The sequence below is a fragment of the Nocardioides sp. Soil796 genome, from assembly GCF_001429525.1.
Classification (GTDB): Bacteria; Actinomycetota; Actinomycetes; order Propionibacteriales; family Nocardioidaceae; genus Nocardioides.
This window is the reverse complement of the sequence record NZ_LMSQ01000016.1, coordinates 69919-86054: the sequence shown is the minus strand read 5'-3', so window position 1 is coordinate 86054 and position 16136 is coordinate 69919. Positions and strand designations below refer to the sequence as shown.

At 68.1% G+C, this 16136-nt stretch carries 19 protein-coding genes and 1 pseudogene; 9 read left to right on the top strand and 11 right to left on the bottom strand.

The annotated features are described in order from the left end of the window. The first annotated feature begins 438 nt into the window (after positions 1–438). Complete coding sequence (locus ASH02_RS06580) at positions 439–957, top strand: gamma carbonic anhydrase family protein (RefSeq protein ID WP_057294511.1); 519 nt, start codon at positions 439–441, stop codon at positions 955–957. Positions 958–991: 34 nt separating this feature from the next. Here the strand turns inward: ASH02_RS06580 and ASH02_RS06575 are convergent, their stop codons facing one another. After that, entirely contained in the window at positions 992–2824 is a 1833-nt protein-coding gene (locus ASH02_RS06575; protein WP_057294474.1) for a C39 family peptidase, read from the bottom strand. Between the two features lie 157 nt (positions 2825–2981). On the opposite strand from ASH02_RS06575, the gene ASH02_RS06570 reads away from it, so the two are divergent. Further along, positions 2982–3884 carry an SDR family oxidoreductase gene (locus tag ASH02_RS06570; protein WP_235539001.1) on the top strand — a complete coding sequence of 301 codons (903 nt, stop codon included), beginning with the start codon at positions 2982–2984 and terminating at the stop codon, positions 3882–3884. Positions 3885–3886: 2 nt separating this feature from the next. After that, positions 3887–5341 (top strand): flavin-containing monooxygenase, encoded by a 1455-nt coding sequence (locus tag ASH02_RS06565; protein ID WP_162262577.1) that lies wholly within the window; start codon positions 3887–3889, stop codon positions 5339–5341. A gap of 122 nt (positions 5342–5463) precedes the next feature. Here the strand turns inward: ASH02_RS06565 and ASH02_RS06560 are convergent, their stop codons facing one another. Together ASH02_RS06560 and ASH02_RS06555 are read right to left on the bottom strand one after the other, a co-directional pair. Next, positions 5464–6120: a flavin reductase family protein gene (locus ASH02_RS06560; RefSeq protein ID WP_056680170.1), complete on the bottom strand. Its 657-nt coding sequence runs from the start codon at positions 6118–6120 to the stop codon at positions 5464–5466. Positions 6121–6136: 16 nt separating this feature from the next. Then, positions 6137–7528, bottom strand: a complete 1392-nt coding sequence (locus tag ASH02_RS06555) for a purine-cytosine permease family protein (protein ID WP_057294472.1) — start codon at positions 7526–7528, stop codon at positions 6137–6139. 199 nt (positions 7529–7727) lie between these two features. Between ASH02_RS06555 and ASH02_RS06550 the strand changes: the two genes are divergently transcribed. Continuing rightward, positions 7728–8381, top strand: coding sequence for a GntR family transcriptional regulator (locus ASH02_RS06550; protein ID WP_056680164.1), 654 nt, complete (start codon positions 7728–7730; stop codon positions 8379–8381). Between the two features lie 15 nt (positions 8382–8396). On the opposite strand, the gene ASH02_RS06545 is transcribed toward ASH02_RS06550, so the two are convergent. Continuing rightward, positions 8397–8633, bottom strand: coding sequence for a DUF3099 domain-containing protein (locus ASH02_RS06545; protein WP_235532543.1), 237 nt, complete (start codon positions 8631–8633; stop codon positions 8397–8399). Between the two features lie 36 nt (positions 8634–8669). Further along, a complete protein-coding gene (locus ASH02_RS06540) occupies positions 8670–8888 on the bottom strand; it encodes a hypothetical protein (protein WP_056680158.1) in 219 nt (72 codons plus the stop codon). Positions 8889–8999: 111 nt separating this feature from the next. Between ASH02_RS06540 and ASH02_RS06535 the strand changes: the two genes are divergently transcribed. Continuing rightward, positions 9000–10259 carry an amidohydrolase gene (locus tag ASH02_RS06535; protein ID WP_056680480.1) on the top strand — a complete coding sequence of 420 codons (1260 nt, stop codon included), beginning with the start codon at positions 9000–9002 and terminating at the stop codon, positions 10257–10259. Between the two features lie 8 nt (positions 10260–10267). Here the strand turns inward: ASH02_RS06535 and ASH02_RS06530 are convergent, their stop codons facing one another. Further along, positions 10268–10603, bottom strand: coding sequence for a TraR/DksA family transcriptional regulator (locus tag ASH02_RS06530; protein WP_056680155.1), 336 nt, complete (start codon positions 10601–10603; stop codon positions 10268–10270). Between the two features lie 86 nt (positions 10604–10689). Here ASH02_RS06530 and ASH02_RS06525 point away from each other — a divergent pair, with 86 nt between their 5' ends. Then, on the top strand, positions 10690–11136 hold the full coding sequence (locus ASH02_RS06525) for a pyridoxamine 5'-phosphate oxidase family protein (protein ID WP_056680153.1): 447 nt from the start codon (positions 10690–10692) through the stop codon (positions 11134–11136). A gap of 92 nt (positions 11137–11228) precedes the next feature. On the opposite strand, the pseudogene ASH02_RS27500 reads toward ASH02_RS06525, so the two are convergent. Both ASH02_RS27500 and ASH02_RS06515 read right to left on the bottom strand, forming a co-directional pair. Beyond that, positions 11229–11373, bottom strand: a pseudogene (locus ASH02_RS27500) (NAD(+)--rifampin ADP-ribosyltransferase); the annotation flags it as partial. 103 nt (positions 11374–11476) lie between these two features. Further along, entirely contained in the window at positions 11477–11818 is a 342-nt protein-coding gene (locus ASH02_RS06515; RefSeq protein ID WP_056680147.1) for a DUF2200 domain-containing protein, read from the bottom strand. Between the two features lie 107 nt (positions 11819–11925). On the opposite strand from ASH02_RS06515, the gene ASH02_RS06510 reads away from it, so the two are divergent. Next, positions 11926–12351, top strand: a complete 426-nt coding sequence (locus ASH02_RS06510) for a hypothetical protein (RefSeq protein ID WP_156388674.1) — start codon at positions 11926–11928, stop codon at positions 12349–12351. Between the two features lie 9 nt (positions 12352–12360). On the opposite strand, the gene ASH02_RS06505 is transcribed toward ASH02_RS06510, so the two are convergent. Both ASH02_RS06505 and ASH02_RS06500 read right to left on the bottom strand, forming a co-directional pair. Next, the gene (locus ASH02_RS06505; RefSeq protein WP_056680140.1) at positions 12361–12933 is read right to left on the bottom strand and encodes a TetR/AcrR family transcriptional regulator; all 573 of its coding nucleotides are present in this window, start codon (positions 12931–12933) and stop codon (positions 12361–12363) included. 4 nt (positions 12934–12937) lie between these two features. Beyond that, the gene (locus ASH02_RS06500) at positions 12938–13300 is read right to left on the bottom strand and encodes an SPW repeat protein (protein ID WP_056680137.1); all 363 of its coding nucleotides are present in this window, start codon (positions 13298–13300) and stop codon (positions 12938–12940) included. A gap of 140 nt (positions 13301–13440) precedes the next feature. Between ASH02_RS06500 and ASH02_RS06495 the strand changes: the two genes are divergently transcribed. Next, positions 13441–14280: an aldo/keto reductase gene (locus ASH02_RS06495; protein ID WP_056680134.1), complete on the top strand. Its 840-nt coding sequence runs from the start codon at positions 13441–13443 to the stop codon at positions 14278–14280. Positions 14281–14325: 45 nt separating this feature from the next. Here the strand turns inward: ASH02_RS06495 and ASH02_RS27260 are convergent, their stop codons facing one another. Continuing rightward, positions 14326–15294, bottom strand: coding sequence for a collagen-like protein (locus tag ASH02_RS27260; RefSeq protein ID WP_056680131.1), 969 nt, complete (start codon positions 15292–15294; stop codon positions 14326–14328). 158 nt (positions 15295–15452) lie between these two features. Between ASH02_RS27260 and ASH02_RS06485 the strand changes: the two genes are divergently transcribed. Continuing rightward, positions 15453–16133: a histidine phosphatase family protein gene (locus tag ASH02_RS06485; protein WP_057294471.1), complete on the top strand. Its 681-nt coding sequence runs from the start codon at positions 15453–15455 to the stop codon at positions 16131–16133. The last annotated feature ends 3 nt before the right edge of the window (positions 16134–16136 follow it).

The following is a 16136-nucleotide window of genomic DNA, read 5'->3' as shown; positions in this document are numbered from 1 at the left end:
AGCGGGTGTCCAGGGAGGTGGCCAGCTTCTCGGCCTGGTGGTTCGCGCCCGCCCCGGTGCGGGTGCGTGGGGTCAACCAGGAGGCGACGTTGGGGTCGCCGTCTGCTTCGGCCACGTCGCCTGCGGCCGCGATCACCCGCAGCCGCAGGGACTCCAGTTGGGAGCCGAGGTCGGTCAGCTCGACNCGACCGACTTCAACGAGGTCTCGATCACCGCTGCGCACTCGAGCACCGGGTGGGTGCCGGGGCCGATGTGGTCGGGGTTGCTCATGGGCACGATTTTACGCCTGATATGCCTGTTTTTGAACAAATGCACGAAGGTGGTGACCGTTGTGAACGCGTGTGACGAATGAGCCGAGTTATCCCCAGACGCCAACCCAGATGTTTGAGGATCAGCACCCTCGATCGGGCGCCGATCGTCGTCGCTAGGCTGGCCCGCATGTTGATCGCACTTGGAGACCGCGCCCCCGTCGTACCTGATTCCGCCTGGGTCGCTCCCGACGCGACGCTGGTCGGATCCGTGGAACTGTCCGAGGGGTCGTCCGTCTTCTACGGCGCCGTGCTGCGCGCCGACAACGAGCCGATCACCATCGGTCCACGCTCGAACGTGCAGGACAACTGCGTCTTCCACGTCGACAAGGGCAAGCCCGTGACGCTCGGCGAGGGCGTCTCCGTGGGCCACGGTGCGGTCATCCACGGGGCCACCATCGGCAACCACGTGCTCGTCGGGATGAACGCCACCGTGATGAACGGCTCCGTGATCGGCGACGAGGTGCTCATCGCCGCCGGAGCCCTGGTCACCGAGGGCATGGAGATCCCGCCACGCACGCTGGTCGCCGGCGTGCCCGCGAAGGTGCGTCGCGAGCTCACCCCGGAAGAGGTCGAGCGGTTGCACACGAACGCCGACATCTACGAGCACCACCGCGACCTGCACCGCGGTGGCACGGTCGTCGGCTGACCCGACTGGTCCTCGACTGATCCCAGGAAGCCAGTCACGCCTCGGGGTTCGCGGCGTACGCCTTGACGAAGTCGGTCGGATAGATCGGCAGGCACCAGTGCGAGTCACTGAAGGTCGGGATGCCGCCGGTCTTCCACTTCTCCCAGAAGACCGTGTAGGAGTCGGCCTCGTTGCCCATCGGCACGCTCTCGTAGTCGGGGTGGTTCTCCCGGAGCTGTGCCTCGAGCACGTCCGGATCGCCGCGAGTCTCCCCCTGTCCTCCTGAGTTCTGGAAGTAGAACGCGCCCGTGCTGGTGTGCTCGTTGCCGTCGTCGTCGGTGTAGCGCAGCTGCGCATCGTCGTCGTACCCGATCAACACCTTGTAGTGCTCCGAGCTCCAGTGGCCCTCGCCCTGGTCCATCAGCTCGTCGATGGTGACGATCACCGGTACGCCGCAGTGGATCCAGCGCTTGAGCTGGGTGAGCGCCTCCGTCTTGCCGAGCGACTCGTAGGTGTAGCCCTGGCCGGAGAAACCGAACCTCCAGGCACCGACGGTCATCGTCTCCTGGAGGGTGCCTGGCGACGGGTCGTCGGTGAAGATCGAGACCACCGCCGGGATCAACCCGCCGCTGACGTAGAGCAGGAACGAGTGCAGCCAGGTCGAGTCCCATCCGTCCTTGATGTGCTCACCGGCCCACTGACCGTTGTCGCCCATCGGGTTGTAGCGTTGCGGCGCCCAGTAGCTGAACGCGTGCGCCAGCGAGAACAGGCCGCACCACCTGGTCTGCTGCTGGTGTTGTTGGGGGACGTTGCCCTGCAGAAACACCTTCGGCGGCGGGACGACGTCCAACCGGGTCAGGTCAAACCCGTGGTCGAGTCCGATCTCGCGCACCGACCCGACGTCCATCACGACATCACGCACCGTGGTCACGATGAGTCCCCCGTCGGCGTGGCCGGCGATCACGTAACGGCCGGCGGGCAGGTTCGAGATGAGCGTGCTCGACTCCTCCGGGTCCGTCGCCACCATGAGGATCTGTGGCGACTCGAGGTCTTCCTGCTTGACGAACGCGAACTTCTCGCAGGTGCCGCAGGGCGTGCCGGACTTGTCGAACGTCGACTGCCACTGCGCATGCTTGGCCGGGTACGTCGCCTTCGCCGGATGCACTGACAGCGCGACGATCTCGGGGTCGTGGAAGATGCGCAGCTGGTTGCTCGCCGCCAGGCCGACCCTGACGAAGGCAGTGGCGACCGGTACGTCGACCCGCGTCTGCGCGGACCCGTCGGACACGACGTACTCCCCCACGCTCGGGAACGCGACCGGGTTGCCCGCCGGGTCGAAGCCGAGGCCGTGGCGCACGTCGACGCCGACCGGAGCGCTGATCCCGGGGCCGGACTGGATGGTCCAGGCGACGCCGTCGAGCGGTGACCCGTCGGCGGCAATGAAGACCGGCAGGCTCGCGCCGAAGCGGTGCACCCACCTCACGGCCAGCAGGTTGAACATGTCGTAGAAGCTGTCCGGTCCGATGTCGCGGACCCGCAGGATCTCCAACCAGGTCTGGGGATTGGCGTCCAGCAGCCGCTTGGGCGCCCTCGCTCCCGGGCCGCGGAAGAACCGGCCGCGGCCCGAGTTCGACAGCGACGGTACGACGAACGCGCCCGCCGTGTCACGGAAGGTGGCGAACAGGTCCTCGCGGGTCAGTCCGGGCTCGTTGAGCAGGGCGACGAGGTCGGCGACCACCTGGTCGAAGAGCCACTCGTCGGGCTCGCCGATGATCGCCGCCGTGCAGCGGCGCACCATCGTCGACTTCCGCGGTGGGTAGTTGCCCGCCCGCTCCGCCGCCGTACGTTCGTCGACCACCTTCCCGCTCCCGTCGCCCCTCTCCTCCATCGTGGGGCCTGCGAACCGTCCACTGAATCCCCCAGACGGGCTATCTCGTGCTCCGGACCCCGGGGCAGCAGGAGGCATGCGTCTCACGGCATTGACCACTCCGCCACTGCCACCTAGATTTACCTGTTACGCAGTGTCACAGACAATGGAGATCATCGTGAGTCGTTCAGAAGACCAAGTCGTACTCATCACCGGAGGCGCCCGCGGCATCGGGGCCGAGGTCGCGAAGTCGCTCGCCGCCCGGGGCGCGAAGGTCGTCATCACCGACCTCGATGAGACGGCCCTGGCAGAGACGGCCGCTACGATCGGCGACAACGCCCTCGCCGTGGTGGCCGACGTCTGTGACCTGGCGGCCATGCAAGCCGCAGCCGACACCACCCTGGAGCGCTTCGGCCGGATCGACGTCGTCGTGGCCAACGCCGGCATCGCCAGCTACGGCTCGGTGATGGCGGTCGACCCCGCCGCCTTCAAGCGGGTGCTCGACATCAACGTCCTCGGTGTCTTCCACACCGCACGGGCCACCGTGCCGGCGCTCGTGGACTCCCAGGGCTACCTCCTCGTGGTGTCCTCGCTCGCCGCGTTCGCCGCAGCGCCCGGGCTCGCCGCCTACAACGCCAGCAAGGCCGGCGCCGAGCACTTCGCCAACGCCCTGCGGCTCGAGCTGGCCCACCAGGGCGTCGACGTCGGGTGCGCCCACATGTCGTGGATCGACACGCCCCTCGTTCGGGACGCCAAGAAGGACCTCTCCTCCTTCCAGGACATGATCAAGAAGATGCCCTACCCGCTGAGCCGGACCACGTCGGTCGACGCCTGCGTGAAGGCGTTCGTCAAGGGCATCGAGAAGCGTCGGCGCCACGTCTACTGCCCCGGCTGGGTGCGCGGTGTCGGCCTGAACCGCAACGTGGTCAACTCGGCCGCCGGCAGCAAGCCGGTCCTCAAGTTCGTCCCCGACCTGCTCCCCCGCATGGACGCCGAGGTGGCCGCTCTCGGGCGCTCCACCAGTGCACGCAACCTCGCCAACGCGGAGAACCCCGCGGCCGTCACCGACCCGAAGGACTGACCGTGTCCGAAGCAACCCACCTCGAAGTCCTCATCGTCGGCGCAGGGCTCTCCGGCATCGATGCCGCCGTGCACATCAGCCGGGCCTTCCCGGCGAAGAACTACGCCCTCCTCGAGCAGCGCGACGAGCTCGGCGGCACCTGGAGCCTGTTCAAGTACCCCGGTATCCGCTCCGACTCCGACATGTACACCCTCGGCTTCGGCTTCCGCCCCTGGGACGGCAGGAACGCGATCGCCGACGGCCCCGACATCCTGCGCTACCTGCGCGAGACCGCGACCGAGTACGGCGTCGACAAGCAGATCCGCTACAACCGCAAGGCAACGGACTACGCGTGGTCCAGCGAGGACAGGTTCTGGACCGTCACCGTCGAGAACACCGCGACCGGGGAGACCGAGACGCTCACCGCGGACTTCCTGGTCTCGACCAGCGGCTACTACAACTACGAGGCCGGCTACACACCGCAGTGGGACGGCCTCGACGACTACCGTGGTCGTCTCGTGCACCCCCAGCACTGGCCCGAGGACCTCGACTACACCGGCAAGCGCGTGGTCGTGGTCGGCAGCGGCGCCACGGCCGTGACGCTGATCCCGTCGATGGCCCGCGACGCCGGACACATCACGATGCTGCAACGCACGCCGACCTACATCGTCAGCCAGCCCAGGGTCGACCCGATCGCCCAGACGCTCAAGAAGACGCTCCCGCGCTCACTGGCCGCGCGGGCGATCCACGCCCGGTACGCCGCAGTCACGATCGGCTTCTACGAGTTCTGCCGGCGCAGCCCGAAGGTCGCGAAGGTGCTGCTCAAGCGCTGGGCCAAGCTGCACCTGCCCGACGACTTCGACTACGACACGCACCTCACGCCGCCGTACGACCCGTGGGACCAGCGCCTGTGCGTGATCCCGGGGGCCGACCTGTTCAAGGCAATCCACAGCCACAAGGTCGACGTCGTGACCGACCACATCGAGAAGTTCACCGAGACGGGCATCAGGCTCAAGTCCGGCCAGGAGCTGGAGGCCGACATCGTCGTCACCGCCACGGGCCTCGACGTGATCCCGATGGGCGGCGCTTCGATCGAGGTCGACGGGGAGAAGGTCGACCTCGGCAAGACCTTCACCTACAAGGCGATGATGCTCAGCGGCATCCCCAACTTCGCCTTCATCGTGGGCTACACCAACGCCTCCTGGACGCTGAAGGCCGACCTCGTGTGCGAGTACGTCGTACGCCTCCTCGAGCACATGGACCAGCACAACCTGAAGGTGGCCGCCCCACGGCAGGAGGAGGGCCTCGAGCCCGCCCCGCTGCTCGACCTCGAGTCGGGCTATCTCCAACGCGCGGCCGGCCGGCTGCCCCTCGCCGGCGACCGGGACCCGTGGCGCCTGAAGCACAACTGGTACTTCGACAAGAAGTTCCTGCGCGGCAGCTCGGTCGACGACGGGGTGATGGAGTTCGCCGACTGACGGCGTACGACGCATCCGGCGCGACGACCTTGCGACTCCCTGTCGAGCCCCGCTTCCGACCGTTGCGGTGGAGTGCCGGCTGCACGCATCCGTGGGGGTGGGTGGCGCGTGCAGCCGGCGGATCAGGAGGCCTGGCCGGCCAGTCCGAGCGCCTCGTCGGGTGAGGCCTGGGGGATGCGCATCTCGAAGGTGTCGGTGACGACCGTGTAGTCGTAGTAGCCCATTCGCGCGATCGGCTTGATCTTCGGGATGTCGAGCCTGCCTTCGGGCGTGAGCACCGACTCGTCGATGTGGATCCGCTCGACCTTGGCGAACACGATGTCGATCGTGCCGACGTTGGAGTCCCCCACCATGCGGTGCGTGGAGAGGTAGCGGCACTCGAAGTGCACGGGGCTCTCGCCGACCATCGGCACCGGCGCCAGGTCGGCGTACCGCTTTGTCACCCCGACGCGGTCGAACTCGCTCTCGTGGGCGGGCAGGGCCATGGCACTGGTGTTGACCGCCTCGCGCAGGTCCCAGGTGGCCATGTTCCAGACGAACCAACCGGTCTGCTCGGCGTTGAGCACGGTGTCCTTGCGGCGACCGTCGGGGTACTGGTTGGCGGAGAACATCACCATCGGCGGGTCGAAGGTCAGGTTCTGCCACTGGCTGTACGGCGCGAGGTTCTCGACGCCGTCGGGACTGACGCTCGACAGCCAGCCGATCGGGCGCGGAACGGTGCAGCTCTTGAACGGCGAGAAGGGCAGCGGGCTCTTCTCGCTCGCGGGGTCGTACTTCATGGCGAGTCCTTGGGGGTCAGCGGCCGACGGGCACGCGGTGGGTGGGCGGGACCTCGTTGCGGATCCGTGCGGAGAAGGCGTAGTAGAGGCCGCCGGAGACCACGAGTCCGAGGACCCAGGCGAACTCGGCTCCACCCATCCAGCTGGCGATCGGGCCGGTGTAGAGAGTGCTGTGCATGAACGGGATCTGAATCAACACGCCGATCCCGTAGGCGACGAACGCCCCCACGTTGAACTTGCCGTAGATGCCGTTCGCGTCGAACAGTGCGCCCACGTCGTACTTCTCCTTGCGCACCCAGTAGTAGTCGACGAGGTTGACCGCCGACCACGGCGTCATGAAGTAGAGCAGGAACAGGAGGAAGTCGGTGAAGGTGGAGAGGAAGTTGTCGGTCGCCGCCAACGCGATGGCCAGGGCCACAGCCGAGATGAGCCCGATGTAGACCACGCGGTGGCGCAGCGCGATCGCGGACTGATGGGTGAGGCTGGTGACGATCGTGGCGACCGACATGTATCCGCCGTACGAGCTCAGCGTGTTGCCGGTCAGCTTCCCGAGGATCACCGCGACCAGCACGAGCGGTCCGAAGAAGCCACCGAGGTCGGCGAGGTAGCCCACCTGGTTGGCGCCGAACTTCTCGCCGCCGAGTGAGGCGGCGAACGCGCCCAGGGTCATTGCCAGCGAGGCACCGATCACGCTGCCGGCGAAGGTCCAGCCGATCGTGGTCGACTTCGGGGTCTCGGTCGGGAGGTAGCGCGAGTAGTCGGCGATGTAGGGGCCGAAGGTCAGTTGCCAGGAGGCGGCGAGAGAGATCCCCAGGACGAACGGGGCCGCGGCGAAGGCGCCGCTCCCGAGCATGTCGTCGAAGCCCGGATCGCCGAGGATCTTGACGAACAGGCCGAGGAACACGACACCGCTGAGGACCGCAGCCACGTGCGCGAAGCGGTGGATGTGGCGGTAGCCGAAGATCGCCAGGGTCGTCGACATCAGCGCGAACACCACCGCGCCCACCTGTTGCGACACGTGGAGCAGGTCGGCAATGGCCTGCCCGCCGAGGACCAGGCCGGTGGCGTAGAAGCCGAGGTAGATCATCAGCGCCAGCACCAGCGGCAGGATCGCGCCGTAGTAGCCGAACTGGGCCCGGCTCTGGATCATCTGGGGCACGCCGAGCCGCGGCCCCTGCGCCGAGTGGAGTGAGGTGAAGAATCCGCCGGCGACGTTGCCGATCACGATCGCGGGGATCGACCAGAGCGCACTGTTGCCGAGGATGACGAACAGGGCTCCGGTCACGACGGCGGTGATCGAGGTGTTGGCGGCGAACCAGACGAAGAGAAGGCTGCGGGCGTTGCCGTGCCGTTCGTCGGCGGGGACGAAGTCGATCGAACGTTGCTCAATGGTGGATGTCTTGCTCATGACATCCCTTCCGTTCGGAGGTCATCGCCAGACTACGCAGCGATCTGTGACCCGGGTCTCAAGGTGGACAACGAGCATGCAACCAATATATTGGTCATATATCAAGGGTTCGGGCGAAGAAATCTTCGTCCCACCTCCGACGAGCCGACACCGGCCACGGGCGCCAGCGCCCCTAGGATCAAGACGAAAGGGGAACGTGATGACGACTCCGGGCAAGGCCGCACAGGCCTACCAGGTCATCGAGCAGATGATCGTCTTCCAGGATCTCGACCCGGGATCACTGGTCTCCGAGGCATTCCTCATGGAGAAGACCGGGCTCGGGCGTACGCCGGTGCGAGAAGCCCTGCAGCGACTCTCGCGCAACCACATGGTCGAGATCCATCCGAACAAGGGCGTGCTGATCCCGGCCACCTCCGTCGAGGCGCAGCTGCGGATGCTCGAGCTGCGCCGCAGCCTGGAGTCGCTGGCCGTGGAGCTCGCATGCGAGCGTGCCACGGCCTCCGAGCGCCGAGACATCGAGGCGATGGCGACCCGGATCCGTGAGGACGACTTCACACTCAAGGAGTACGCCGAGACGGTGAAGGCCACGCACCAGCTCATCGCGTCCAGCGCCCACAACGACTACCTCGCGGATGCGATGGCGCCCCTCCAAGGGCTCTCACGACGCTTCTGGTTCACCCACGTCGTCGACGAGGTGGCCGAGATCAAGGCCGGCGCCGCCCTGCACATCGCCATGCTCGAGGCGATTCTCGCCAGTGACGTCGACGCGGCGACCGCGGCCTCCGCCGAGCTCAACGACTACCTGGTCGACTTCGCCCTCGGCACGCTGAACCACTCCCCGGCTCGCCGCTGACGGGGCGGCTGGTCCTCAACCGTCCTCGCCCCAGTTGGCCAGGATGGCGGCCGTCGGTGGGATCACCGCGGCGATCGCGGACATCACCACGGCGGCGGTCGTCGACCACAGGCGCACGACGTTCCATGCCAGCAGGATCAGCAGGAGGCAGGTGCCCATCAGCGTGAAGTAGATGCGCTGTCGCCGCTTCTGTCGGCGGGAGCGCGACTCCTTCACGTCGGTCACCCGGGTCGGTGCTTGTCTGCGTCGCACCCCTCCAGTGTGCCGCGCGGACCTGACGCCTGATGGTCAGTCGACGTCGCCGACCAGCTCGGCCTGCGAGGGCGGGTCGTCCGGGGTCTGGGTCGATTCGCGGCGCGTGCCCTCCGGGTCGTCGGTGCGCTCGTCGGACTCCTCGAGGATCGCCTCGGCCTGGGCGTGCGGGTCATCAGCGCCACCCGCATGCTCTTCCTCGGGCAGCTGCTCGGCGCGGGAGTCGATCCGGGCGTCGTCGGGAGACTCAGTCATGACCCGAACCTAGCAACGCCCACGACACCCTGGCCATGGCTGCGCCCCGGGGGCGGTCGGGACCACGTCCACCGGGTGGAGACCATTCGACTGATCGGCAAGGATGCGTTCATGGTCTCTGCACACGTCACCAACGTCCTCACGGGGCTCGAGGCTCAGCGACAAGGACTCGAGGAGCTCTACCGAGACCTGCACACCCACCCGGAGCTGCCCCATCAGGAGACGCGCACCGCGGGCCTCGTGGCGGAGCGTTTGCGCGAGTCTGGCTGCGAGGTGCACGAAGGCGTGGGGGGCACCGGCGTGGTCGGCGTGCTGCGCAACGGCGACGGCCCGACGGTGCTGATGCGTGCCGACATGGACGCGCTGCCGGTGAAGGAGGAGACCGGGCTGCCCTATGCGAGCACGGCCACCGCCACCGACGAGACCGGCGCGGAGGTGCCGGTCATGCACGCCTGCGGCCACGACGTGCACGTGACCAGCCTGCTGGGCGCCGTCGCGTTGTACGCCGCCGCGCTGGACGACTGGAACGGCACCCTCGTGGCAGTGTTCCAGCCGGCCGAGGAGCGGGCCGACGGCGCCGACGCGATGGTCCAGGGCGGCATCGTCGACCTGGTCGAGAGACCCGACGTGGCCTTCGCGCAGCACGTGCTCGCGATGCCCACCGGAACCGTCGGAACCCGCGTGGGACCTGTGCTCTCGGCCGCGGACAGCATGCGCATCACGCTGTTCGGGCGCGGTGGCCACAGCTCGATGCCGCACGCCACGGTCGACCCCGTGGTGCTTGCGGCGATGGTCGTCGTACGCCTCCAGACTGTGGTGTCGCGCGAGGTCGCGCCGACCGCGCCAGCCGTGCTCACGGTCGGCAGCCTGCACGCCGGCACCAAGAGCAACATCATCGCGGACAGGGCGGTGATCGAGCTCAACGTGCGGTCGTACGACGACAGCACCCGCACGCGCATCCTCGACGCGATCAGGCGGATCGTGATCGCGGAGTGCGAGGCCTCGGGCAGCCCGAAGCAGCCTGAGTTCGAGCTCTACGACCGCTACCCACTGACTGACAACGGCGCCGAGGTGACCGAGCGACTGGCCGCCGCCTTCGCCGACCACTTCGGCGCGGCGGCCGGCGAGCTGCCCCTGCAGTCCGCCAGCGAGGACTTCTCGCGACTGCCCGATGCATGGGGAATCCCCTACTCCTACTGGGGTCTGGGTGGGATCGACGGCGAGGCGTACCGTGCGGCCGAGGAGGCCGACCGGGTCGACCAGGACATTCCTGCCAACCACTCCCCCACGTTCGCGCCCGTCATCCAGCCCACCCTCGACACCGGCGTCACCGCACTCGTCGTCGCCGGCATGGCCTGGCTGGGGGCCTGACGAACACCTCAGTTCGCGCAGCGGATGCACGTGCGGGCAACAGGCCTGGCCTCGAGACGCCCTTCGCCGATCGGCAGTCCGCACGTCTCACACGTCCCGTAGGTGCCGGCCACCAGGCGCTCGAGGGCGGAGTCGATCTCGTCGAGGTGGCGCCTGGCCTGCCTCACGAGGGCTCCGACCTGTGACCGCTCGAAGGCGATCGTGGCCCCCTCGGGATCGTGCTCCTCGTCAGCATTGGTGTCCCGCGAGGCGGCTACCACCTCGTCGAAGTCCTCCATCAGACCGGCGAGGCGCTGAAGGGTCTGCTTCCGTTCATCCTCGAGTCGTCCGCGGGCACCGTCCATCCGTTCATTCTTGCCTGTGCCGGGCAGATTCCACGCAGGCCAGGAGTCGAGTGACGCCGTCCGCAGCTGGTGCGAGAATCGGGAGCATGACGGCATGGCACGACCTCGAAGCCGCCGAGCCGGAGTTCGCCCGGCGCGTGCAGGCCCTGTTCGACGCGCACCGGCACAAGACGATCGCGACGCTGCGGGCCGATGGCGCACCGCGCATCTCGGGGATCGAGGCCGCCTTCAAGGAGGGCCGGCTGACCTTCGGATCGATGCCGAACTCCCGCAAGGGATCCGACCTGCGCCGTGACCCGCGGTTCGCTCTGCACAGTGCGACGGTGGACCCGGTGGACGGCTCCGAGGCGTCCTGGCCGGGCGAGGCGAAGATCGCCGGCCGGGCACTCGTGACTGACCCGTCACCCGACGGCGACGCCTTTCACGCCGACATCGCCGAGGTCGTGCACACGCACCTCAACGCCGAAGGGACCAGGCTGGTCGTCGAGTGGTGGACGCCCACCGACGGACTCCAGCGGGTCGAACGCGAGTAGCCCCGAGCGCGGGAGCGATCACTCGTTGATGGCCTCGATGCCCTGCCGCTCGAGCTCGGCCAGGTGGCCGCGCATGTGCTGCAGCACCTCGGGTGCGTGCGGTTCCCAGTCGGTGACCTCACTGACGACGCGGATCGGCTCGCTGGTGCGGTACGAACGGGTCGGGTTGCCCTTGAACCTCGTGTTCGTCAGGTTCGGGTCGTCCTCGAAGAAGCCGGTGGGCTCGACCTGGTAGATCCGCTCGGGCGCATCGGCCTTCGTCCCGTGGAAGAAAGGGCCGTTCTCGGTCGGCACTGACTCCATCACCTCGCTCATGTCGCCATGATGGCGCAACGGACGGTCAGGCGCGCAGGACCTTCTCCATCGCCTTGCCCTTGGCCAGCTCGTCGACCAGCTTGTCGAGGTAGCGGATCTTCTGCATCAGGGGATCCTCGATCTGCTCCACGCGGATGCCGCACACCACGCCGGTGATCAGCTCCGCGTTCGGGTTCAGTCGAGCCTGCGCGAAGAACTCCTCGAACGTGGTCTCCTCCTCGAGGTGGTGCGCGAGCGCCTGCTCGTCGTACCCGGTCAGCCACTCGATGACCTGGTCGAGCTCGGCCTTCGTGCGGCCCTTCTTCTCCACCTTCGTGACGTAGTGGGGGTAGACCGACGCGAAGCTGACGGTGAAGATGCGGCTCATGGGCGTCAGGGTAGTCGGGCGCACGGTGTCACACCGGTGACCACATGAGCCGGTGGATACTTGACCGGCAACCGTCCAGCCCGGACGGTCCTGTGAACGGGGCACTCATGAAGGACAAGCAGCGCGAGCGCGTCAGCGAGATCGTCGGACCGATGCTCGACGCCGGCGAGACCGTCGAGGCGATGGCCCAGGCGATCGTCAAGTCGGCGCCGGCCGAGCAGGGCAGGGTCGGGGGCGCCGCACGCAGGCTCAACAAGGCGGTCAACGCCCGCAGCGCCGCCCGGGCCGAGGGGTTCGTCGTCGTCACCGACCGGCGGATCATCTGCCTGGGCAAGAGTGCCGCCATGCGCCCCACCGGAGAGGTCGTGGCGCAGCTCGGTCGCAGCGACATCGACCACGCCGACTACAAGCGTGGGGTGACCTCGACGTTGACCCTGTGGCCGCAGGAGGGCGACGGCCTCGAGTTCACATTCGGGCTGATCCTGCGGTCATCGGCCGACGAGCTGGCCAGGGTGCTCGGGGCCACGAGCTGACGCTGCGGGTCAGGCCAGACCCGGCGCGCCGATCGCCAACGCCACCACCGCGGCTGCACCTTGTACGTCGGGCAGCGCTCCCCCGGCCCTGCGCGCATTGGCGTGGTCGAGCATGACCGACACGAACGTCTCGGCCGCCTGACGACGCAGTTTCGCCGCGACGCTCCACTCGGCGGCCTGCTCCAGTGCAGACTCGGTGAGCTCGACGAGCGAACGGCGCAGCTTCCGCAGGTGGTCGCGCACCTCCGGGTGCGTGCCGCTCTCACGGAAGATGATCGTCCGCAGGACCAGCGAGTCGTGGTCCTCCAGTCCGAGTCGACGGTGCATGGCGAGCAGCGAGGCGGCCGGGTCGCCACGGCGTACGACGTCGGCGACGGTGTCCGTCGTCGGCGTCGGGAGCCGCTCCTGCAACAGCGTCAGCAGCAGGTCGATCTTGCGTGGGAAGTAGTAGAAGACCAGCCCCTTCGGCACGCTGGCGGCCTCGGCGACACGCGCAGTCGGCGTGGCGTCGAAGCCGTCAACGGCGAAGAGTTCCTCCGCCGCGTCCAGAATCCGGGTGCGGCGGTCGGTGGCAGCCTTCACTCGACTAGTGCGCGATCGGCCCGTGGTGCAGGTGCAGCCGGTGTTCGATCTGCGGCACCTCGAGCACGCCGGCGACAAGCGTGATGGCTCCGACGATCCAGGCCGTCAGGGCCATGTCGTCGATGTTGGCGAACCCCATCACCCACGGTGCGACGATGAAGAGAACACCCATGAGCACGAGCGCGTACTCCGAGATCTTGTCGTCCGGCATGGCCACCGACCAGAGGGAGACGGCCATCGTCGCGACGCCCAGGACCACCATCGTCCAGGTCGCCATGTCGTCCGTGTCGGTCCAGAGCGGCGACAGCGCGGCGTACGCACCAGCCAGCAGCGCCACCAGGGCCTGCCATCGAGTCAACTTCGGCATGACTGATCCTCATTTCCTACCCGAATCCGTCGTCCTCAGGCGGATCATTCACCACCAGAATGCTCCTTGTTTGACCGCCCGGTCAAGAGTGGCGGGGAAGGCTCGGGCGCGCCCAACCGCGTCTGACCTAGCCTGAAACCATGAGTGACATTCCCTCCCTCACCCTCAATGACGGTACGACGCTTCCGGCGATCGGATTCGGCACCTACACGCTCACCGGATCCGACGGCGTCGACGCGATCCGCAGCGCCCTCGACACCGGCTACCGACTGCTCGACACGGCGGTCAACTACGGCAACGAGGAGGAGGTCGGCCGGGCGGTGCGCGAGTCGGGCCTTCCCCGTGACGAGGTGCTGATCACCAGCAAGCTCCCCGGTCGGCATCACGCGTACGACGACGCGGTCGCGTCCACCAAGGAGTCATTGGGGCGCCTCGGCGTCGACCACCTCGACCTGCACCTGATCCACTGGCCGAACCCGACCGTCGACAAGTACGCCGACGCCTGGCGCGCCCTCGTCGACCTGCAGCAGCAGGGTCTGGTCCGCTCCATCGGGGTCTCGAACTTCACCGCCGACAACCTGAACCGGATCATCGCCGAGACCGGCGTGACGCCGGCGGTGAACCAGGTCGAGCTGCACCCGTGGTTCCCCCAGGTCGAGATGCGGGTCGCCAACGAGGCCCGCGGCATCGTGACGTCGTCCTGGAGCCCACTGGGCAAGCGCAACGCCCCGTTCGACGAGGCGCCGGTGCGTGACGCTGCCGAGTCCCACAACGTCACGCCGGCCCAGGTGGTGCTGCGCTGGCAGGTGCAGATCGGTGCCCTTCCGATTCCGAAGTCGGCCACACCCCAACGACAGCAGGAGAATCTGGCCGTCTTCGACTTCGTCCTCACTGACGACGAGGTCGCGGCCATCACCGCACTCGGCCGCCCCGACGGCCGGCTCTTCGGCGGCGACCCGGAGACCCACGAAGAGATGTGACCCGCGTCTGGAAGTCGACGTGGACCCTGCGGTGACTGCGCTCGCTCAGTTCACCGACAGCGGAGTCGCGATCTGGTTGACCACGCCTGCCGGGAGCCCGGTGTTGGCGGCGGTCGTCGCCTTCAGCTCCCATCCGTTCCTGGCACCGGCGCTGGCGCCGCACGCGGGGTTGTCGATGGTGGCCGCAGTGAAGCCGGTGTTCGCGGCGGCACCGCTGCCGTCCAGGACAGCGGGCACGGCCAGCGTGTTCGCGCTGCCCAGGTAGACCAGCGTCTTCGCGTAGAGCCACGACGGGGTCGAGCTGCCGGAGTTGAGGTAGGCGGTTCCGGTGCAGCCCGCACCCGTGTAGTAGGCCTGTGCCGGCGCGATGCTGCCGTCCCAGCCGACCGTGAGCATGTAGCCACTGCTGGTCAGGACGGTCACGCTGTTGCGGGCTATCGACTGCACCTTGCCGACGGTGACGCCGTTGCCGTCCTTCAGCACGGTCCCTCCACCGGCGGGTCCTGCGGGACCGGCCGGACCGGTCGCTCCGTCGGCACCGTCCTCACCTGCGGGGCCTGCCGGACCCACGGGGCCGGCCGGGCCAGCGGGCCCCTGCGGGCCGGTGGCTCCGTCGGTTCCGCTGGCACCGTCCTCACCGGCCGGACCTGCGGGGCCGGTCGCTCCGTCGGCGCCGTCGGCACCGTCCAGGCCGTCAGCGCCGTTCGCGCCCGTCGCGCCGTCCTCGCCGTTGGTCCCGTTCTTGCCGTTCGTGCCGTCCTTGCCTGCCAGCGCGATGATCCTGGCGCGGGTGCGCGAGTCCATCTGGTCCCAGCCGACCGAGCCGGTGCGCAGCTCAGACCTCCCGATGCCGTCGGCAGCGATGTCCCACGACTGGATGGACTGGTTCGCGATGTCGCCACTGCCGATGAGACGCGCGGCGACCGCCGTCGTCGGGGTGACGACGACAAGTGCGCCGATCGTGGCGAGAGCGATGAGCGCCGACTTCGGCTTCGGCTTGCGGAACAAGGACACGCGGACCTCCTGAGTAGTCCCGAGATCCCCAAATTTGGGTATGCCAAAGGCTCCCAGAATCCGCACCGGGCCATACCGGTTTTCGCACTATTGGCCTTGCCTGCCCGGGCGTTCACGGCGGTGCGGAGGGTCGCGGACTGCCCACGTAGGATCGGGCGGTGCGCCTGCTACTCATCCGTCATGGTCAGACTCCGAACAACGTGACGGGAGCGCTGGACACCGCCTTCCCCGGAGCCGGTCTGACCTCGCTCGGCGAGGCCCAGGCACGCGCCGTCCCGGGTGCGCTCGCCGACGAGGACATCGCCGGCGTCTATGCCTCCCGCCTGGTCCGCACCCAACTGACCGCCGCCCCACTCGCCGAAGCGCTCGGGCTCGAGGTCGGCGTACGCCCCGGGTTGGAGGAGGTCGCGGCCGGCGACCTGGAGATGCACACCGAGCGCGACTCCGTTCACGCTTATCTCGACTGCCTGATGCACTGGATGCACGGCGATCTCGCGCGTGCCATTCCCGGTGGCACCGACGGCCACGAGTTCTACGAAGGCTTCGATGCGGCACTGCGCTCCATCGCCGAGGCGCACGCTCCCGATGACACCGTCGCGGTGTTCAGCCACGGCGGAGCGATCCGCGTCTTCACCGCGTTGGCGGCCAGGCTCGACCCGGACGCCTCGGACGACCTACGGATGATGAACACCGCCATGGGCGTCCTCGAGGGGCACCCCGGCACCGGTTGGGAACTGGCGCACTGGCACGGCGACCCGCTCGGCGGCCATCAGCTCGAGGACCAGCGGGCGCACGACGTGACCGGAGAGAGTGTCGAGGAGGGCCTCGACGAGTCCTGAGGG

Excerpts from the sequence above, each read along its gene's own strand:
- ASH02_RS06580 (WP_057294511.1), top strand. The coding sequence starts at position 439 with ATGTTGATCGCACTTGGAGACCGCGCCCCCGTCGTACCTGATTCCGCC.
- ASH02_RS06575 (WP_057294474.1), bottom strand. The coding sequence starts at position 2,824 with ATGGAGGAGAGGGGCGACGGGAGCGGGAAGGTGGTCGACGAACGTACG.
- ASH02_RS06560 (WP_056680170.1), bottom strand. The coding sequence starts at position 6,120 with ATGAAGTACGACCCCGCGAGCGAGAAGAGCCCGCTGCCCTTCTCGCCG.
- ASH02_RS06555 (WP_057294472.1), bottom strand. The coding sequence starts at position 7,528 with ATGAGCAAGACATCCACCATTGAGCAACGTTCGATCGACTTCGTCCCC.
- ASH02_RS06550 (WP_056680164.1), top strand. The coding sequence starts at position 7,728 with ATGACGACTCCGGGCAAGGCCGCACAGGCCTACCAGGTCATCGAGCAG.
- ASH02_RS06540 (WP_056680158.1), bottom strand. The coding sequence starts at position 8,888 with ATGACTGAGTCTCCCGACGACGCCCGGATCGACTCCCGCGCCGAGCAG.
- ASH02_RS06535 (WP_056680480.1), top strand. The coding sequence starts at position 9,000 with ATGGTCTCTGCACACGTCACCAACGTCCTCACGGGGCTCGAGGCTCAG.
- ASH02_RS06530 (WP_056680155.1), bottom strand. The coding sequence starts at position 10,603 with ATGGACGGTGCCCGCGGACGACTCGAGGATGAACGGAAGCAGACCCTT.
- ASH02_RS06525 (WP_056680153.1), top strand. The coding sequence starts at position 10,690 with ATGACGGCATGGCACGACCTCGAAGCCGCCGAGCCGGAGTTCGCCCGG.
- ASH02_RS06515 (WP_056680147.1), bottom strand. The coding sequence starts at position 11,818 with ATGAGCCGCATCTTCACCGTCAGCTTCGCGTCGGTCTACCCCCACTAC.
- ASH02_RS06510 (WP_156388674.1), top strand. The coding sequence starts at position 11,926 with ATGAAGGACAAGCAGCGCGAGCGCGTCAGCGAGATCGTCGGACCGATG.
- ASH02_RS06500 (WP_056680137.1), bottom strand. The coding sequence starts at position 13,300 with ATGCCGAAGTTGACTCGATGGCAGGCCCTGGTGGCGCTGCTGGCTGGT.
- ASH02_RS06495 (WP_056680134.1), top strand. The coding sequence starts at position 13,441 with ATGAGTGACATTCCCTCCCTCACCCTCAATGACGGTACGACGCTTCCG.